Source organism: Bacillus sp. V2I10 (assembly GCF_030817055.1).
GTDB lineage: Bacteria > Bacillota > Bacilli > Bacillales > Bacillaceae > Bacillus_P.
This window is the reverse complement of record NZ_JAUSYV010000001.1, coordinates 2,392,626-2,412,920: the sequence shown is the minus strand read 5'-3', so window position 1 is coordinate 2,412,920 and position 20,295 is coordinate 2,392,626. Positions and strand designations below refer to the sequence as shown.

The following is a 20,295-nucleotide window of genomic DNA, read 5'->3' as shown; positions in this document are numbered from 1 at the left end:
AGGTTTAAAATATTAACAAACTTCCGATTGTTTAATAGAAAGGCAGAAGCCCTTGTTGCCAGCAGTCATTCAATAAAATACATCTTTCCATTCACTTCAAGAGACAGCTCCAACATTGCCACTCCTTTTTATTTAATAGTTTTGTAAGCAAAACAATTGTGAATTTCTATCTATGATTATAATTACAATGAATAAATTTTTCATGGTAAATTTTTACTGGATTTCAGTCTAGAAGATTCAAGGAAAGAAGCTGCCAGAAAATAATCTTCGGACTAAGTTGTTTTAAATGAATTGAGACCACTTCTTTTTACATAATAGATTTAATGTTGAACTTTATTAAAAAGGGACCTTCTTAATAAGAAGGTCCGAACTTTGAATGTGAATTATTTTTTTCTCTTGCTGTATTCATTCCAAAAATCTCATATATTTCTTCGTCATAATCATCAAAAATTCTTTTATCTTTGGAGTTATCAAAGAATTTTTTTGCTTGCATGGCAAATGAAACTACTTGGTTTATATATTCAGTTCACCATGTTTCTAAATCCGCTTAAAATCCACTTAATTCCTTCTATACCATCAATATCTCCCGTATGTCCTCTTCAGTAAGAGAGGAAGACCCTTTTTCCTCAGAATCGATGATTTCTTCAATCAGATGTTTCTTTTTCTCTTGAAGTTGATTCATTTTTTCTTCGATTGTGCCTTTGGCAACAAGCTTGATTACCTGTACACGATTTGATTGACCGATGCGATGGGCTCGGTCAGCTGCTTGTTCCTCGACTGCAGGATTCCACCAGATATCATATAAAATAACAGTATCAGCACCTGTCAGATTGAGGCCTGTACCCCCTGCTTTCAATGAAATGAGAAATAAATCATGTTCTCCTGCATTAAACCGGCGGCAAATTTCCACTCGTTCTTCAGAAGGAGTTTGTCCATCGAGATAGAAATAAGAATGCCCCTGAATCGCTAATTCTCTGCCTATAAGCTCAAGCATTTTCGTAAACTGGGAGAAAATCAGCACCCTTCTGCCAGAAAGCTTTGATTCTTCTACAATCTGCATCAGCTGTTCAAATTTCGCAGACTTCCCTTTGTAGCCTTCCACAAACAAGGCGGGGTGACAGCAAATCTGCCGTAACCTCGTTAAACCAGCGAGGATTTTGATACGATTCTTACGGAATGTATCCTTATCCAGATGCTTTAATGTATCGTGTCGCAGTTTGGCCAGATAGGCAGCATACAGCTTCTTCTGATCAGGAAGCAATTCTGCAGATTCCATCGACTCAATTTTTTCAGGCAGCTCTGGAAGGACATCCTCTTTCAGCCTTCGAAGCAAAAATGGCCTGATTCTTCGGGCTATCGTTTTTCTGGAGAGGTTACTGTATTCCTTTAATCCCATAAATAGTTCGGGAAAAACAACGTGAAAAATGGACCATAATTCCTGTAATGAATTCTCCACCGGTGTACCAGTAAGAGCGAACCGATAAGCTGCCTGGATCCTCTTCACCGATCGTGCTGTTTGTGTCATAGGATTTTTAAAGACCTGAGCTTCATCAAAAAACACAGTATGAAAGGCATGTTTTTCAAGCCGCTTTATGTCCCTGCGCAACAATGGATATGAGATAATGACTACATCCTTATCCATTAAATCCTTCTGTATCTTGAATCTTTCTGTTTTAGTGCCATCAACGACAATGGCCTGTACTTCCGGTGCAAATTTGCTGATTTCACTAAGCCAGTTATACGTCAATGATGAAGGTGAAACAATCAGGACCGGGAGCTTTTTTTTACGGATGGCAGGAAGCTCTGATAGAATAAACGCAATGCTCTGCAGCGTTTTACCCAATCCCATATCATCTGCAAGAATCCCTCCAAAACTATAGCGGGCAAGTGTTTTCATCCATTTAAAACCACGTTTTTGATAGTCCCGCAATATCGCTTCTAAACTCTTTGGCACCTCGAATTCCAGACTGTCCGGATTGCGGATGTTTTCCAAGAACTGACGGAACGATTCCTCTAACTTTAATAAAGAACGATCATTAATAGAATCAAGAAGCTGAATCCCCCGGACAATTGGTACATTCAAGCCGCTCTCCAGTTCTTCATTTTGGACCGGAAGTTCACTTAGAAAACGATTAATTTCTTCAAATTCCCTGGTCTCCAATGAAAGAAGCGAACCGTTCTGCAAACGAAAATACTTCCGTTTTTCCTCTAGAGCCCATAGAACCTCTCGTATTTGTTTTTCAGGAATGTTATCCATTTCAAATTTGAATTCCAGCCAATTAGTCCGTTCTTTATTAATCTTTACCCTAAATTGCGGACGAGAATTACCTTTGAAAAGCCGATTTCTCACTGCGGTGGTTGCATATATCTGTGCAAGCTTTTGAAGTTTGGGAACCATATGGTACAAAAACTCATATTCCAGCTCTTCATTATGCAAAAAATAGCCTCCGTCCGTCTTTGCAAACAAGCTATCCTCCATCAGCTTCAGGATGGCATCTTCCTTTTCCACATCCCTAATAAGCTTGGAGCCTGCGTGGAGATCCTTATTTTCCAATGGATTAATTATTATATTTTCATAATGAAACTCAAGTCCAGCGAGCAAGCGATTTTTCACGCGATCCAAGTAGAGCTTGGTCACTAAAGGTGTCTTCATAAACTGTTTGGATATAGCTCCGGATAACTGGACTTCGCCAAGTCTTTTCAAGCCTGGAACCACTTTTTCCATAAAAAAATCAATTTGCTCCTGAGGAATCGGAATTTGATTCGCTGCTGTAGCATCCAGCATCTGTTTTAGTTCTGAAAGACGATTACAATCTTCCATTTTCATCTGTTTTAGTTTTCCTTCAAAGAGGACTGACCTATATGAATTCATTATCACCATTCGATTAAGCCCTCTGATTTTAAGTAGATAGCCTTTACCCTCACCTGCAGCAAATTGGAAGTGTAAAGGCAATGGTTCATTTGATAAGCGAAGACCCTCATAATTATTAGAGTCATACATCACCTTTACCATTGCTGTTTTCTCAAGTAAAGGAAAAAGCCTGTCCCAAGAGGATGGAGGAATCAGGAGTATATGTTTACCGCATACATCTTCTGATTTCTCTGACATCTCGTCAATGTACGCTTTTTCATCATGGATTACTTGTATGAGCTGTTGAATCACAGCATCAGTTTCATTTTGAAAGCAATGAAGACTTGGGACGTAAATGAATGAAATGGAAAGCGAGCTTGAAAGACCTTCTTTCACATGCTTAAGAAAATCTCGTATATTTCGTACAATTGTCTGGCCAATCTTAACCTCAATTCCGAACATGTATCGTCCCTTCCCTAGATTTACAGGTTTACAAATAAACTCTGCATCAAGTACTTGTCTTTTTTCAAAGTGCAGCTGATGGCCCGTTGATCGTTTAGGCTGATCATTAAAAAGGGTCAGCAATCCTTCTGTCAGTGCTTGACTTGTTGAAGAGTCAGAGTTTTCAACTCCTAAACCAATAGGAAGTGTTCCTTGTCGCTGGTGTTCGTAAATCGACAGTAAAACGGCTGCTATATGCTGGCAATCATTTTTATATGAAGCTAGCGTAGGGCAGCTGCATTTCGTGAGCAAGCCTCCGCTCTCATCCTTCTCAATCAAGACATGAAAATCTTCCTTACCTATAACCGTGGCTTTACAGCCATCAGGACAGTAATTTTCAAATGTCACGTTATTACTTCGATTAAAAGAGTCTCCTTTCTTGAAGGAGACAGTACCGCACATTTCTTTTATGATTTTTTCATTTAATTTTATATTCAATTGCTTAGCTCCTTCTCTAGGATACATCTCTTATGGCATTAAGATGATGAAAAATATGATCATGTATGAGATTTTGCGTTCTTTCCCCTGATAAAATATGTATCACCATTGTATCATTAGGGTGAAATAATATCCTGCACCCGATTGTTTAGGATCCATGAAAGGCTGCCGCTTCTTAAAAGAAACACCCATAAAAAACGTTCCTTACAATATTGTAAAGGAACATCATTATTAATATCAAAATTTGATTTCTTCAACTAAAAATTATTTATGTAAAGAAGTTCTGTCCTTTTCTGCAGAAATGATTAAAAACATAGGCCTCCGAGTTGCGCAAGTTCTGCTGTGACAAAAGATAAAGTGTGGATTGATTCCGTTTCTTATGTAGAATTAAAATATAGTACCACTTGTAAAACTGCCTGGGCAAAAGTTACGGTTACTAGGCCGGCGGTATACAACCATGAAGCAGACGCAAGAATTATTCGAAGCACAGACGGCAAAGCTTATACGTGTAATAGCTCAGAAGGGAATGGGGTTGTAAATAAAGGTCAAACCTCTTGTTATACGCCAATGGTATATGACTTAGACCCGCGAAAAGCTCAAGCTCAGGGAATTCACGCCATTCCCAATAGTGATGCCTATAAAAAAGCAGTAACGATTTGGTATTAGGAAAATAAAGCTTATTTACCTCAAACAAGAAAAACCTCCGTTCACTTACAGAACGGAGGTTTGCGTGTTTAACAACAAAAAGAAAATAACATTTCATTAGCATGCATTTTTCATTAATATTATTGGTTGGTTCTAAACGTAATGGATTTTCGGAAATCATCCATTTTCTTTTAAAGTATGAAAATGCGTGCGAAACACTGCAGCTTCGCACGCCTTGGACCAAAAATCTGATAGATAAAATTAATTTCTTTCATTTAATCAAACAAAGTGAATTATCGGTTAGTCACTCCATCATCTGTTTGAGTATCTACTGGGACACGCTTGCTTATTCCCAAAGCGTAATAACTAATCACAACGATGCCTAGGAAAACAATCCCTACTATAAGCGATATACGCGTTTCATCATTAAACCACATACCGATTAATACCATCATTAAGAAGGCAATTGTCAAATAGTTTGTAACAGGAGCAAAAGGCATTTTAAATGGATGTTTGGCCATTTCAGCCCCTTTTTCTCTTCTGAATCGAATTTGACTAATAAGGATGACAAACCACGGGATCATACCCGGCAGAACACTTGCACTGTATACGTACACAAATATCTTTGGCGGTGCAATATAGTTTAAAACAACACCAATGGCTAATCCGATCATTACTGCAATCGTTCCATATAAAGGTACACCATTACGAGAGATTTTCGTAAAGAATTTTGGCGCTTGACCATTCACTCCCAATGTATAAAGCATGCGGCCGGCACTGAATATACCACTATTACAGCCAGACATTGCTGCTGTAATTACGACAAAGTTAATAATACCTGCTGCTGCTGTAATCCCAATTTTCGCAAAAGTTGAGACAAACGGGCTTCCAAGAGTATCAAGCTGATCCCAAGGAAAAACAGTTACAATAACAAAAATAGCACCAATATAGAAGATTAAAATACGCCAAATAATACTTTGAATCGCGCTTGTGACCGTTTTTTGCGGATTTTTTTGCTTCTCCAGCTGTAATCCCGATGAGTTCGACCCCTTGATAAGCTGCAATAACAAGAGATAGTGCAAAGAAAAATCCTGACCAGCCACCTGTAAAGAAGCCGCCATGTGCCCAAAGGTTAGATAATCCGATTGCGTCTCCTCCGTTGCCAAACCCGAAGAAAATAAGACCAATTCCTGCAATAATCATCAAGATTATTGTAACGATTTTAATCATCGCAAACCAAAATTCAAATTCACCGAATGATTTAACGGAAATTAAGTTCGCTGCACCAAGAATGACCATTGCGATGATACCTGGTATCCAAGCGGGCAGATCCGGGAACCAGTACTTCATGTATGCCCCAACCGCTATAATTTCTGACATCCCTACGACAATCCACTGGAACCAGTTACTCCATGCAGTCATATAACCTGCTAATGGATGTATGTACTTATGGCCGAATGTCGCAAATGAACCTGTACTTGGCTCTAAATAAAGCATTTCTCCCATTGCACGCATAATAAAAAATATAAATATTCCGCAGATTGCATAAGCAAGCAGTACTGACGGACCCGTCCATTGGATCGTGCTTGCCGACCCCATAAATAAACCAACACCAATAGTACCGCCCAAAGCAATCATCTGAATATGACGTGATTCCAAACCTCTCTTCAGTTCTTTGTTTGCCATTCCATTTCCTCCCCTAACATCTATTAATAACGCAAATTTTAAGCAAGATACGATCAAACTCTCACTATTCGGGATCAAATGAAGAAGCAGGCGTCACTTTTTTTTAATCTATTTTAGAAGCTTGCCCTAAAAATCATTCTTTACTTCTCGTAAATCTCCATTCCTTATAGTTTGAAAGATTCATTATCTTAATGACGATTTTTAATCACCTGATTATTTATTTTATAATAATAAATTTACTTAAAAAAAACAAATGTTTTTTTCAGGAAAACACTTTTCTACCAATAGTAAAAATCCATTATTTACAAAACAGTAAATGGAATAAAAAATATTTTAATACAATTATAATTTAATGAAATCTCTTTAAGAATATACTTTTCATTGGACTTAGTTAAGCAAGATCCATTATCTTTTTATGAAATATGACTACGCGTTCATAGAATTTCCAAATAAACAATACCGCAATTTAAACCCCAATTCAATTTCAAATAATTAGCAAATGAATAGATCTATTTACACTTTTTCCACACTTAATTTTAAATAGATAAGATTCCGCTAGAAAAATATGGGTCAAAAATCCTCTAAAATTACCCCAATTGTTATTAAATTCATCTCACTATAAAATTCTATTAAATTAAGTGCCTCTTAAAAATCATCTGATCTTCAGCTAGAATTACACACTCCCTTTCAGAATTGCTGATTAATTGGCCTAGGAGGTGTTTCTGCTCTATTTGCTGATACTAATTTCCCTTTTTTATGAACGATTTAGAAATTAATTCCCTGCACCAGAGACATTCCACATTCTAATTAACCGATTAAAGCTATTAGGAGGAAGTATATTGAAAAAATTGAATATGAAAACGGTTTTAGCTGCCTCTCTTTCCACAGCTTTACTTGCTTCACCCTTTTATAATGTAAAAGCATCCGATAAAACGAGTCTTGATAAGGCTTTAGAAAGTGCTGCCATTGTAAACAGTATAAACGGTCCTGATGTTCAAACCATCACCCTTATCACTGGGGATGTCGTTGAAATACGGACAATTGAAGGCGGAAAGAGCGTCATCAATGTAAAACCTGTTGACCGCAATGGGGCAGGCGCACAAGTCCTGACTGTTGGTGATGATACCTATGTTATTCCAAGTTCAGCCATGCCTTATCTAGCTGCTGACAAATTAGACAAGGATTTGTTTAATGTTACAGAGTTGATTAAAAATCGCTATGATGACAAAAACCTCGCTTCTTTACCAGTTATCGTAGAATATAATGAGTCAAAAACCCGATCTGATCAAGAAAAGAAATCCGCCCCTAAAGGAACACAAATAGTACGAGTATTAGAAAGCATAAATGGTGCTGCCCTTACAGCTTCCAAAAAAGAAACGGATACGTTCTGGGAAGAAATTACTCCTGAAGATTCATCAACAAAAAAAGCAAAAACAGATTCATTACAATTTGAGCAAGGTATCGAAAAGATTTGGCTCGATGGCCGTGTAGAAGCAACATTAGATAAGAGTGTGCCCCAAATAGGTGCACCGACCGTATGGGAATCAGGTTTTACAGGTAAAGGGATTAAGGTAGCGGTACTAGATTCAGGCATTGACAGGAATCACCCTGACGTTGCAGGACAGTTAGACGAGGCAGTAAGTTTTGTACCAGGAGAAACCGTGGATGATGGGAATGGTCACGGGACACATGTCGCCTCGACTGTATTAGGAAACGGAGCAGCTTCAGATGGAAAAAACAAAGGTGTTGCGCCTGAAGCTCGTCTAGTTGTAGGTAAAGTGTTAAATGATCAAGGAAGCGGCTTAGATTCTTGGATTATTGACGGGATGGAATGGGCTTCTGAGCATGCAAAAGTAGTGAATATGAGTCTTGGAACCTCAGAACCTTCTGACGGAACGGACCCTATGTCACAAGCGGTAAACAGAATCAGCAAGGAAAAGGGCACACTATTTGTTATTGCTGCAGGTAATAGAGGTGCTGACGGCAGTATCGGGTCACCTGGTGCGGCAGATTCCGCTTTAACGATTGGAGCAGTTGATAAGTCAGACAAGCTTGCTTATTTCTCATCAAAAGGACCTCGATTCGGTGATATGGGGCTTAAACCTGACTTGTCAGCACCTGGTGTTGGTATTGTCGCAGCTCGTTCCAATTTTGCACCGGGAAGCGGTTTTTATTCTAGTAAGGATGGAACATCTATGGCAACTCCACATGTAGCTGGTGCCGCTGCTATCCTTCTGCAGAAAAATCCTGACTGGACGGGTTCTCAACTAAAAGAAGCATTAATGAGCACCTCCAAGAAACTAAATTACTCTGCTTATCAAATTGGAGCTGGAAGACTGGATGTACCGGCAGCGTTAAGCGAAATAAGAGCAACAGGTTCATTGTCTTTCGGATTCTTTAAATGGCCTCATGATCAAGCTGAGCCAGTACAAAAAACAGTTACCTATACAAACGATAGCTATGAGGCAGTAACATTAGATCTCCAAGCTGATTTTACAAATACAAATGGTCAAGAAGTACCAGCTGGAATGTTAAGTGTATCTGAGAGTCAAATCACTGTTCCTGCAAACGGAAAGAAACAGATAACAGTAACCCTGAATTCAGCGCTAGGTGAATTAGGCACTCGTTATCAAGGGCATCTAACAGCAAAAGATCTTTCCGGCAAGCAAGTCGCACATACTTCAATGGGCATGGTGAAGGAAGAGGAAAAATACTCTCTTACATTCAAAGCCACTGATCGAAAAGGTGCCCCTGCCCTAACGTATGTCGGACTAGTTAACAAAGATATGGATGTTGAATTCGTTGCTGTTAACGGAATAACAGAAGTTCGTTTACGACCTGGAACGTATTCTGCTATGTCCATGATGGAAGTGGATACAGATACAGACCAACATGGCATAGCTTTGGTGGGTACTCCTGAAATCAACTTAGACGGCCCTAAAACGGTAGAACTCGATGCACGAAAAGCAAAAGAAATTACTACAGAAGTGCCGAAGAAAACAGAACCAGCCTATCAGCGTATGGAGTATTATCGTTCCATTGAGGGGAAAACTTTAAATCATATCTATTTAATGCCTGTTTGGATTGATAAAATGTACGCTGTTCCAACAAAGGAAGTAGCGACCGGAGAGTTTGAATATTTAACTAGATGGCGATTAACGAAACCAATCCTTGAAATTAATTTTAAAGGAAAAGTACTGGATGATATTCCACTCTCAGGAAGTACACCTCTGGATGGGAAATCTAACTTATCAACGGTTTATGCAGGAAAAGGTAGTTCTTCTGATTATGAGCGCCTGAAAGCGAAAGGAAAAGCAGTTGTCGTGGATCGCAACAGCGAGGTTTCAGCATCTGAACAAGCCATCGCAGCAAATGCAGCAGGTGCTAAGCTTCTTATTATCGCAAACTATGAAAATAAGGAATTTAGTACGTATGCAGGAAATTCAGATTTTACGGACTTGCCTTTGGCTGTTGCCTCAATAAGTAAAAGAGAAGGTGACAAGCTCATTACTGCTGCACGTTCAGGTAATCTTAAACTTCAAGTTGAAGGTGAAGTAAATACACCTTATGTATATGATTTAATGGATGTTCATGAAGGCAGCATTCCAAAAGATTTAACTTATGCACCTTCTAACAATGAATTAGTCAAAATTGATACTCGTTATAAATCAGACCGCGAAGCTCCTGGCGGAGAGTTCCGCTATGATTTGCGTCCGCATACAAGAGGAGCGGTAGGATTTTTATACAAATTAGCCTTGCCTTCCGTTCGGACAGAATGGGTGTCAGCAACAGAAGATACAAGATGGTATCACCAGGCAAATGTCATCGACAGCCACTGGGAAATCCGTCAGCCTGCCGTTACTTATAAAAAAGGACAAAAACTAGAGGAAGACTGGTTTTCTCCAGTAGCTAGACCTAGATTAGGTGTAGGATATTGGACTCCTTTCCGACAAGGGAATTCTTTCCAATTCAATATTCCGGCCTGGGCAGATTCAGGAAAAGGACATACTGGCGGTGCCACTTATGATATTTCCGTTAAAAATCAAACGCTCAAGCTATATAAAGGAGACACTCTTGTAAAAGAAGGAAAAGGTCAAGCTCTAAATTTATTCAGCGGAGTTTCTGAAGAACGCACACAATATCGTCTAGTAAGTGATGCAATGCGTGATGCAGAGCGCTGGTCAACATCCGTAAGCACACATACGGAATGGACGTTCTGGTCACAGGAACAGGATGAAATGCGCAACAGCCTCCCATTTTATTCACTTGATTATAACGTAGAGACAGATATGAATGGGAACGCACTGGCAGCTCCTTCCACTGTGCTGGATTTATCAGTGTCTAAACTGGATGGTGCAGAAGGCTATGGCAACATAGCAGGTGCCACTTTAGAAGTTTCGTTTAATGAAGGAAAGTCATGGAAAACAGTGAAACTTGAACAAAAAGCAAATGATCAGTGGACAGCCAAAATCAACAATCCAAAATCCAGTAAATATGTTTCCTTAAGAGCAGCAGCATGGGATGATCAAGGCAATAAAATTTCTCAAGAAGTCATCAAGGCATACGGTTTAAGATAACATATTAAATAAAGTAAGAGTTCTGAAGCATATCCACATTAGATGGGTATGCTTTTTTTAACTAGTTTTAACGCTGGTACAGCAAAAAAGAGCAAAATCACTAAAGATCCTGCTCTTACTATCACTGCTATCTTTTTAAGAAAGCCCTATCGCCCTCTGCCGGAGCCTTTTATGTATCGTAAAATCTTCTTAATTGCGTTCATGCGAATTCTCCTCACATTCGTTATTTAACATTTTATATAAATAAAATCCTTTTATTTCCTCCTAAACCATATCATATGACTCAAGAAAAATGGTTAATTATCTTTTATTTTTCTATATCCAAATAAAAAATGCAATCCCGGTCCATGGACTGCATTTTTATATTCATGAATTATTCCTTCTTGAGAACAGACTCCTATTAGTTATTTATAGTTAGGTAATTACTTTTTGGCGCTTTATATCTTTTAGGCATCTTAAAACCATGCTGAGACATGACTTCACGAAGACGGTCAGGATAATCAGTGATAATACCGTCGACCCCATCCTCTACTAGCTTGTTCATTGTTGGGGTATCATTTACTGTCCAGGGAATCACTTTCATTCCGGCTTCGTGAGCTTCTTCCACCATTTGGTTTGTTACGTATGGTTCGTAGTTTTCATCGGTGATTTTTCCATTCTGTGGAAAACCGTGTACTGGCGAGATTGCATCTGCTCCAAATGATTTGACGGCTGCCACTAAGTCTCCGTCAAAAGCGTCGATATCGATTCCACCAAGCCATGGTGATGCTCCCGGCTGTCCTGGCTGCAAAAATTGCGGACCGTTTGTCAGCGCTATGATAGGCAGACTTGGCTCAACTTCACGCATGCGCATAAGTGAACCCCAGTCAAAGCTTTGAATGGATACTCTGTCAAGCATTCCTGCCTCTCGGACCTCTCGGGCAACGATTTGAACAAATTCTTCACGCGGGGCGGTTTCATGAGGAGCACCCGCTTCTACCTTTGTTTCAATATTCATTCGGACCTTTTTTGCGTTGTAGCGTTTGACCAGATCGAAAACTTCAGTCAGCAAGGGCATCTTAGCTCCTGGACTTGTCTCCTGTCCAGGATACTGCGGCTTTGTTTTTGAACCGCAATCAAGAGTGCGGATTTGTTCAAGCGTTAGATTTTTTATGTATTTTCCGACATATGGGTACTCGGGATCACCTGAGAATACCGGAGCTGTATCCTGACAGTTTCCGCCTGAAATCTTGCGGTCATGTGTCACAACAGCTTGATGATCCTCAGTGATCTGCACATCAAGCTCAAGGGTGTTCACTCCGAGTTCAAGAGCTTTAGAGAATGATGCAATAGTAGATTCAACTGTAAGCCCCATTCCGCCGCGGTGTGCCTGGAGATCAAATTCAGTTGATCCATAGCCAGTTCTCTTTGCCGCTGAAACAGTCTGTCCATTTCCAGTTGAAACCATAGTACTCATTATCAGTGCTGCAATTGCTGCGTATAAAAACTTTTTCCTTTTCATCTGACATCTCCTTTATACTCTTAAAAGTATTGTACGAATAAAGTATAAAGAGATTTTGTTAATTCAAGTTCATACAAATAATAAGAAAATATAAAGAAAAACAGGTAGAATGACATAGTCGTATAGACCCGGCCACTCCCCCATTACATTGATCAAACTCTTTATTTTAATGAACAAATCCTCTTAAAATCAAACGAACCCTCTGTTCATTCGAAAATGTCTTTAGTGTTTTCTTCTCAACATAACGATGATTAATCGGCATGAAAATCTCCATCTTATCTTTTAAATCTTTCGATGGATGACTGACGATTCTCTCACCTTTTGCTAACCCTTGCAACACCTCATTGCGATTGTTTACCTCGAGCCCAAGATTTATTTCCCTTTTTTCCAGTCTTCCATTTTTAATAACGTAAACATTGTTTTTCCCTGCCTTTTTTTGAATAACGGAATCAGGTATGACGACAACTCCATTCCGCTCTTCGAGGACGATGTCAAGACTGATGTGATATCCGTGATGCCATGTTTCGTCAGCTTCAATCATTTCAGCTCGAAATGGATAAAAGCTTTCTTTTTCTTCAACGGATGGCACTCCGATTGGATCCATTTTCAATTCTTTTACCGTACCCTCTTTTTTCAGATCAGGCAAAACGTTTGCGGAAGCGATTACTTTTTGTCCCTCTTTCACTGTGGCTGCTTGTTTTTCTGAAAGCTTTCCTTCAATGAGAAAAGGCTGAATTGAATTAATTGAGACTACTGCTTCCTTCTCACTTTGTGGATATGGATTGATTTCAGTAACTGTCCCATCCATTTTGCTGGTAATCGTATATTTTGCTTTCTCTCCTTGCAATTGGGTGATTTTTAGATTAATCCCGTCAATCTGCAAGTTGAGATCCTCAATTTGATCCTGTTTGTCGCCTATTTGATTGCTTATCACTTCTTCACTATTATCATTATTATCATTATTATTATTATTATTATTTTCTGTATCAAATAGATCAGGTGTGGAGTCCAATTTCGCATCACTCAGCTGCTGTTCTAAAGAGGACAAATCAGATTCGGCTGAACTCAGCCTGGCAGTCAATCTGCTGATCTGCTGTTCTAGTCCCTCAATTTCAGCATCTATGTGGCCAGTTTGATATTCAATGAGAATGTCCCCTGCCAAAACCGCATCTCCCTCGGACACCTTTACTTCATTAATCGTTCCTAACGATTTATCATAATGAATGGAATAATTCGAAGAAGGAATCACGACTCCTTTAGTAGAAAGCAGGTTCTTTAAGTCCCCATTTTCAGTATTGGAATACGAGTTTAATGCTTTAGACCTCTCTATGTGATCTGTGCTCAATATGATACTTATATTTATTATGATGAATGCTAGACTTATAGTGATGATAATCCCGATCAACGTTTGCTTTTTCATATATCCCCCTACAACGAAATTCCCAGGTTTTGCGTTAATAAAACGAATGCAGCAGTAACCAAAATGAAAATGAAATAAGCAAAGAGCACGATGCCTATGATTGATTTCATTGTTTTATCAGACATCTTCTGCAAAGCTATCATTTGGATCCAAGCACTCCATACCAAAAAGATTGTGACATGACTTAGTGCATTCACAAGGAATGACTGGTTTGAAATTAACTGGATAAGGACACCTAAACCGAATGGAGAGGATTCAGAATTAATTCCTAAATAATAGAAGAGCGGGAAGTTAAGCACTTTTTCTATGAATAACAGAAATGCGGGAAACAATCCGATTGTAAAAAGCTTGGCCCACCCTATTTCATAAAAAAACACTCTAAATACTAATGTAAAAAATAGAAGAGTGAATATAGGAGTAAGTAATCCCGATAAAAGTCCGCCAATCCCAAATAGAAGCTTAGCGAATTCCAGCTTCTCCCTTCCAATCGTATCCATCAATTTCATAATTTCTTCCGTATGTATGCCTAAATAAGCGCTGCCTGCAGCAAGCAGGAGACTTAATCCAATGAGTAAAGCAATTCTTAACGAGAGACCCTTCACTTTTTCTGATTGATGAAGCTTTTCAAAATGTGTAATTGGATCTAGTAAGCCTTCAAGTATTCGAACTTGGTGCATGGTAGTCCTCCTGTCAAAAATAAAAACGGTTACTAGAAATTTATAGCATATTTTCACACTTAATAACAGTTACTTCCGGAATATAACATGAGAAAATTGAAATTAATTTTATTTAGATATATATAAAATTAAAACTATATTTAAACATTATTTTTAATGGAGAAGAAATCGGATGGATAATACCATTGGCTCAATAATAGGATATATAATATTAATCAGTTAAATAAAACCTATAAATTTAATCAATAATTTCTTAATTTAGATTTTTGGCCCCACTAATTTCACTATATGTAAAAAAAATGCGACTCTTCTTTTTTTGAAGGATCGCATTTTTTTTATGATTAAAAGATCTGACGACCGATTTGCCCTAAAGCATAAAGAATTCCGTGCTGCAGAGTTTGGAAACAATCAAATTTAGAAAAATCAATTTCCGATAGAGTGATTTGCATACTTAGCTCAGGAGAAATTCCCACAAGAACTGTTTTCGTGCCTGTAAGATTTGCTGCAGATCCGATTCTTGAGATAAAACTTGTTGTGTGCTCGCTAAGATCGTTATCTAAACCTGTCAGATCAAGGATAAGGTAATTTGCTTGATGTGATGGAAGATTCGTTAACGTTTTTTCACAAAGTTCTTCTGATCGTTCTTCATCATATTTTCCAATTAACGGAACAACCACAATACCTTCAAGTACGGGAATGATTGGAGAAGAAAGTTGTTTAACAAGTGCTTTCAATTCTCTTGTTTTATCTTCAACTAAAGCTTCTAACTGTATAATTTGTTCGGTTTCCTTTTTTCTGGCTAATTGGTGAATGTTATTTGTTATAGTAATGTCTGATGGAAAGTATTCAATCTCACTGTATGTGTATCCTTCTAGTTGATGCTGCACGACTTTGTACCATATATTTGCACCAAAAAGTCCAGTAAATATTCCTGCATAGTGTGCAGGAAGAAAATTGCCTCCCTTGGTCTTTCCTTGCTCAATATTAATCTTATGTTCCCAACTGTCTTTAAGTTCAACTGTCAGTGTTTTTAAGTCTAAATGAAAATGTTTAATTTCAGCACGGCCCCAGCCAGCTGAAGCATATGTATTAGTAATTAACTCTGTCGCTTCTAAAATACTGACATTTTTCATTTTTGCAAAGTATTCTCCAACCACTAGCCCCTGCCTGAATCCAGTAGTCTCAAAAACTAAATTAGATGCTTCCTCACCAGAAATTTCTTCAATGGTATCAAAGAACGTTTTCATTGCACTAGAGATCCAGAAGAGAACGGCATCTTGTTCCTCAAATAAAAATCGACCTTTTTCCAAGTCCCATTTAAAATCAAGACCGCCTATATTAATAGAAGAGTTCATTATTTTCCCCTTTTCGAAAAAGTACCATGTATTTATATGTAAACTATATATATAATAGCATACAACCTTTGAACAGGAGCAGAGAGTGAGTTACTTCCTTAAATTGTGAATTATCATTATCTTAGTCCCATATTTCACATCTGTGGAAAAATGCTTTTTGCTTCGTGTATTAAAAAGTTCCTTCTCTTAATTACAATACCCGACTTATCCCCGAAGCTATCTTTCTTTTTTTTTCATATTTTTTTATAGAATGTAATAATTGCAAAAAATAAAGGAAGACTCATGAATATAATGAGCCTTCTCTAATCGTTTAGTAATAATCAATTCCTTCTGAGTATATAAGGAATTTCATTACTCCATTCCAGCTGTCCTGCTGAAAGATGAAGATATTGTGCTGCCGACTCAGCATCCATCCAAGTGATTTCTTCAATTTCTTCCGGCAGTAGAATTTCTTGTTTTCCACCGGTTATTCGGCCAATAAAAGTAAAGAAAATGACATGATGCCCTCTTTCTTCAAGAAATGCTTCGCTTACACTATTGATTCCATTAACAGAAACCTCTAACCCCGTTTCTTCTTTAACCTCTCGAATTGCAGCTTGCTCAAGGGTTTCACTATTCTCAACTGCTCCACCCGGTAATGTATAATAGGAGGAAGAAGATTTCCCTTTATTTTTGACCATCAGTATACGGCTGTTCTTGTCATCGTATAAAAGAACGTACGCCACATCTACTCTTTTCATTTATTCACATCACCTTTTAATCTAGTTAATATTTATACCGGAAAAAAGCAAATATAGTAAGCATTACACTATTTTAACATGAAAATTCTTAAAATTAGAACAATATAAATGCGGATACTATGCATTTTTATACGATTCATGGTAAACTTATCATTATTTTAATTTTCAAAAAACAAATGGTAAAAAGATGGAATCCATTCCAGTAAAAGAGGTGCATAGAATGACGGTAAAATCAGAAACCATACAAGATCGCAATCATAACGCGGCACTGCGCCGCGATGTAAAGTTCCTTGGAAACATGCTGGGAGATGTGCTCGTTCACCAGGGCGGACAGCAGCTGTTAGATAAGGTCGAAAAAATCCGGGAGATGACAAAATCTCTTCGCAGTCATGCGGATGATTCTATATATGCCGATTTAAAAAGGGAAATAAGGACGCTTGAACCTCCGCTTAGAAAACAGGTTATCAGAGCCTTTGCGGTCTATTTTCATTTAGTCAATATCGCAGAGCAGAACCACCGAATCAGACGAAGACGCGATTATCAATTTCAGGAAGAGTCTGTCAAACAGCCAGGTTCATTGGAAAATGCCGTTGCTTCATTAAAAGAGAATGGCATCTCTGCGGACGTTATTCAGAATCTGCTCAAGACCCTTTCGCTGGAGCTGATTATCACAGCACATCCAACAGAAGCGACAAGACGAAGTGTCCTCGAAATTCATAAACGGATCGCTGCGCTGCTTAATAGTCTGGATCAGCCGATTCATACAAAGCGTGAACGGGCAGAGCTTGAGGACCGACTATTTAATGAAGTCGTAATTTTGTGGCAGACGGATGAGCTGCGAGACCGTAAGCCTACAGTAATGGATGAAGTCGCAAATGGGCTGTATTATTTTGATGAAACATTATTTGAAGTGCTGCCTCAAATTCATCAGGAATTGGAGGATTGTCTGCAGACTCACTATCAGGAAAGTGAGTGGCAGGTCCCTAACTTTCTCCGCTTCGGATCGTGGATCGGCGGAGACCGAGACGGAAATCCAAATGTAACGGCGGATATCACTTGGAAAACGCTGAATAAACACAGAACACTTGCTGTCCGCAAATACAAAGAATCACTGAAGCAATTGAGAAAGCGACTGAGCCAATCGACAAAGCGTGTGACTGTCAGTGATGAGCTGCTTAATTCAGTGCGCAATGAAGTTTCTCTTTTAAGCAAAAAAGAAAGATGGCAAATTGAGCATGAAGTGTATCGCTGTAAATTAACGATTATGCTAAAAAAATTAGATCCGCAGAGTGATTTTGGCTATAAAGCTTCTGATCAATTTTTAGATGATCTGAAGCTGATTCAGAAAAGTGTTAAGCTTCATCATCCTAAAGGCTATGAGCTGAAAAGTCTGCAGAAGCTGATCCGTCAGGTCGAACTGTTCGGCTTTCATCTTGCAACCCTTGATATCCGCAATCACAGCGGCGAGCATGAGGCTGCAATTAAAGAACTTTTCCATTACGTAAAGCTTGCTGAGGATTATTCGAGCCTGTCAGAAGAAGAAAAAATGAAGCTACTCGGAGATGTTCTGCAGGATCCAAGACCTCTTGTTTCCTTTAAAGAGGATTACTCAAAAGAAACTCAGGATGTTTTGGAAGTATTCCATATGATCCGCAACGCACACAAGGAATTTGGCGAGAGGTCAATTGAAGTGTACTTAGTGAGCATGACGCAATCAGCGAGTGATTTGCTTGAAGTGATGGTTCTTGCCAAGGAAGCAGGCCTTTATCGTCTGCACCCTGATGGACGGATTGAAAGCAAGCTAAATGTCGCTCCCCTGCTTGAGACGATTGATGATTTGATTGCAGGTCCTAAAATTATGGAGAAGCTTTTCCAATTGGATTTTTACCGCAAGCATCTGCAGGAGCAAAACAACCTGCAGGAAATCATGCTTGGCTACTCTGATGGAAGCAAAGATGGCGGGACACTTACAGCCAACTGGAAGCTCTACAAAGCTCAGCAGGAAATTCATGATATGGCTAAACAGTACAGCATTCGTCTGAAGTTTTTCCATGGACGCGGCGGTTCGCTTGGACGCGGCGGCGGTCCTCTTAACAGAAGTCTTCTTTCTCAGCCGGCTGAGACCCTTGGAGACGGAGTCAAAATTACCGAGCAGGGAGAGGTTCTCTCATCGCGCTATGGTTTATTTGACATAGCTTACCGCAGCCTTGAGCAGGCAGCTTCAACACTCCTTACAGCTGCAGCGCATGTTTCAAGTGAAGCGGAACAGTCAGATATCCGCACGAACGACTGGGAAGAAGCCATGGATCAGATATCTTCTGTGTCACTGAGTAAATATCAGGAGCTTGTATTTAAAGATCCAGACTTCTTAACTTATTTTAAACAAGCGACTCCGCTGCCTGAACTCGGGGCGCTCAATATCGGGTCCCGCCCGATGAGCCGTAAAGGAAGCGAGCGGTTTGAAGATTTGCGGGCCATTCCATGGGTGTTCGCATGGACACAGAGCCGTCAGCTCCTCCCTGCCTGGTATGCAGCCGGAACTGGATTACAAAGAGGGATAAAGGATGCAGCAAACCTGGACCGCCTTCAGCAAATGTACAAAAGCTGGCCGTTCTTCCGTTCAACCATCGACAATCTGCAAATGGCTTTATTAAAAGCCGATTTAATGGCAGCAAAAGAATATCTCGGCATGGTTGACGATCAGCAGGCAGCTGAACGGATCTTTAACGATATCAAGGCAGAATACAACAGAACAAAAGAAATCCTCCTCCACATTACAGAGCAGACAGAGTTAATGGATCACATTCCAAACATCCAGGAATCTGTAAGGCTCCGAAATCCTTATGTGGATCCATTAAGCTTTTTTCAGGTTGAAGTGATTTCGAAACTGCGCGAAACCGGAGATGATCGCCCTCATGAAGAACTGTTAAGCGAAGTGCTGCTGACGATAAACGGAATCGCTGCAGGACTCCGGAATACAGGCTGATGTAAGAAATCGGACATGTTATGTGTCCGATTTTTTCTGCTTTTTATATAAAGAAGATCATGATGATCAATAATCCCCCCCGCGAGTAAAGCCATTTTGAAAAGCTCCCAATTCTGTTCATTTTCATCTCCCCAGTTATTTGTTTTTCATTTAATGTACCATTTATCTGCTATTCAGCTGAACTTTAAATGTTTTTAGATTTCCAACTAAAAAAATGAGGACAAACCGTGAAAACAGTTGCTTTTCTCCCAATGAACTGTCAAGCTTATATAGGTAAAAAAACTTAACAGGAAAGATCATACAGGTGACGAAATGATTGAAATCAAAACATCTTCCCTTAGCGACGGGGAATTTAATAGAGGCGTTTTCGCTACGCGAGACATCGCAAAAGGGGAAATTATCCACGAGGCTCCGGTTATTCCATATCCAAATGCCGAGCATGTTCATATCGAAAAAACAACCCTTGCTGATTACGCATTTGAATATGGCCAGAACCACACAGCCATCCTTTTAGGCTACGGCATGCTTTTTAACCATTCCTACACTCCCAATGCCACATACGAAATCAGCTTTGAAAACCATACTTTTATCTTCAGCGCATATAAAGACATAAAAGCAGGAGAAGAAATTCTCATTAACTACAATGGCGACGAAGAAGACCAAGAGCTGCTTTGGTTTGACCGGGAAGATGAAAAAAAAGACAGCAAATAATGAAAAAACTGACTCGGGTTGAGTCAGTTTTTTTGTTGGCTGCTTAAGTATGATCCCTTTTATGGTGCGTATGAATCCCCTTTTTAGGCTCATTGCTGAATTTAGGTACTTATTGCTTGCGTATGATTCCTCTCTTTTGGCTCCATCCTGAATTTGAATACTCATTGCTTGCGTATGATTCCTCTCTTTTGGCTCAATCATAAATTT

9 protein-coding genes and 2 pseudogenes are annotated in these 20,295 nt (G+C 39.2%); 4 read left to right on the top strand and 7 right to left on the bottom strand.

All coding sequences use genetic code 11. The annotated features are described in order from the left end of the window. Positions 1-568: 568 nt before the first annotated feature. Positions 569-3,790 (bottom strand): DEAD/DEAH box helicase, encoded by a 3,222-nt coding sequence (locus QFZ72_RS12095; protein WP_307433572.1) that lies wholly within the window; start codon positions 3,788-3,790, stop codon positions 569-571. Between the two features lie 324 nt (positions 3,791-4,114). Between QFZ72_RS12095 and QFZ72_RS12090 the strand changes: the two are divergent. Next, positions 4,115-4,456: pseudogene (locus QFZ72_RS12090) on the top strand (DUF2690 domain-containing protein); the annotation flags it as partial. A 272-nt stretch (positions 4,457-4,728) separates the two neighbouring features. Here the strand turns inward: QFZ72_RS12090 and QFZ72_RS12085 are convergent. After that, a pseudogene (locus tag QFZ72_RS12085) lies at positions 4,729-6,121 on the bottom strand (amino acid permease). 839 nt (positions 6,122-6,960) lie between these two features. Here QFZ72_RS12085 and QFZ72_RS12080 point away from each other — a divergent pair. Then, positions 6,961-10,698, top strand: a complete 3,738-nt coding sequence (locus tag QFZ72_RS12080; RefSeq protein WP_307433569.1) for a S8 family peptidase — start codon at positions 6,961-6,963, stop codon at positions 10,696-10,698. A gap of 400 nt (positions 10,699-11,098) precedes the next feature. Here the strand turns inward: QFZ72_RS12080 and QFZ72_RS12075 are convergent, their stop codons facing one another. The 5 genes from QFZ72_RS12075 to QFZ72_RS12055 all read right to left on the bottom strand — a co-directional run bounded on the left by QFZ72_RS12075 (position 11,099) and on the right by QFZ72_RS12055 (position 16,391). Next, a complete protein-coding gene (locus QFZ72_RS12075; protein ID WP_307433566.1) occupies positions 11,099-12,199 on the bottom strand; it encodes a glycerophosphodiester phosphodiesterase in 1,101 nt (366 codons plus the stop codon). 166 nt (positions 12,200-12,365) lie between these two features. Then, complete coding sequence (locus tag QFZ72_RS12070) at positions 12,366-13,619, bottom strand: efflux RND transporter periplasmic adaptor subunit (protein ID WP_307433563.1); 1,254 nt, start codon at positions 13,617-13,619, stop codon at positions 12,366-12,368. An 8-nt stretch (positions 13,620-13,627) separates the two neighbouring features. Further along, positions 13,628-14,296, bottom strand: a complete 669-nt coding sequence (locus tag QFZ72_RS12065; protein ID WP_307433560.1) for a hypothetical protein — start codon at positions 14,294-14,296, stop codon at positions 13,628-13,630. Positions 14,297-14,637: 341 nt separating this feature from the next. After that, positions 14,638-15,651, bottom strand: a complete 1,014-nt coding sequence (locus QFZ72_RS12060) for an STAS domain-containing protein (RefSeq protein ID WP_307433558.1) — start codon at positions 15,649-15,651, stop codon at positions 14,638-14,640. Between the two features lie 320 nt (positions 15,652-15,971). Further along, entirely contained in the window at positions 15,972-16,391 is a 420-nt protein-coding gene (locus QFZ72_RS12055; RefSeq protein WP_307433556.1) for an NUDIX hydrolase, read from the bottom strand. A 220-nt stretch (positions 16,392-16,611) separates the two neighbouring features. On the opposite strand from QFZ72_RS12055, the gene ppc reads away from it, so the two are divergent. Together ppc and QFZ72_RS12045 are read left to right on the top strand one after the other, a co-directional pair. Then, positions 16,612-19,377: a phosphoenolpyruvate carboxylase gene (ppc, locus tag QFZ72_RS12050; protein WP_307433553.1), complete on the top strand. Its 2,766-nt coding sequence runs from the start codon at positions 16,612-16,614 to the stop codon at positions 19,375-19,377. Between the two features lie 312 nt (positions 19,378-19,689). After that, positions 19,690-20,088 (top strand): SET domain-containing protein, encoded by a 399-nt coding sequence (locus QFZ72_RS12045; protein WP_252200887.1) that lies wholly within the window; start codon positions 19,690-19,692, stop codon positions 20,086-20,088. The last annotated feature ends 207 nt before the right edge of the window (positions 20,089-20,295 follow it).

Coding starts and splice junctions, on each gene's coding strand:
- QFZ72_RS12075 (WP_307433566.1), bottom strand. CDS start 12,199: ATGAAAAGGAAAAAGTTTTTATACGCAGCAATTGCAGCACTGATAATG.
- QFZ72_RS12070 (WP_307433563.1), bottom strand. CDS start 13,619: ATGAAAAAGCAAACGTTGATCGGGATTATCATCACTATAAGTCTAGCA.
- QFZ72_RS12065 (WP_307433560.1), bottom strand. CDS start 14,296: ATGCACCAAGTTCGAATACTTGAAGGCTTACTAGATCCAATTACACAT.
- QFZ72_RS12060 (WP_307433558.1), bottom strand. CDS start 15,651: ATGAACTCTTCTATTAATATAGGCGGTCTTGATTTTAAATGGGACTTG.
- QFZ72_RS12055 (WP_307433556.1), bottom strand. CDS start 16,391: ATGAAAAGAGTAGATGTGGCGTACGTTCTTTTATACGATGACAAGAAC.
- ppc (WP_307433553.1), top strand. CDS start 16,612: ATGACGGTAAAATCAGAAACCATACAAGATCGCAATCATAACGCGGCA.
- QFZ72_RS12045 (WP_252200887.1), top strand. CDS start 19,690: ATGATTGAAATCAAAACATCTTCCCTTAGCGACGGGGAATTTAATAGA.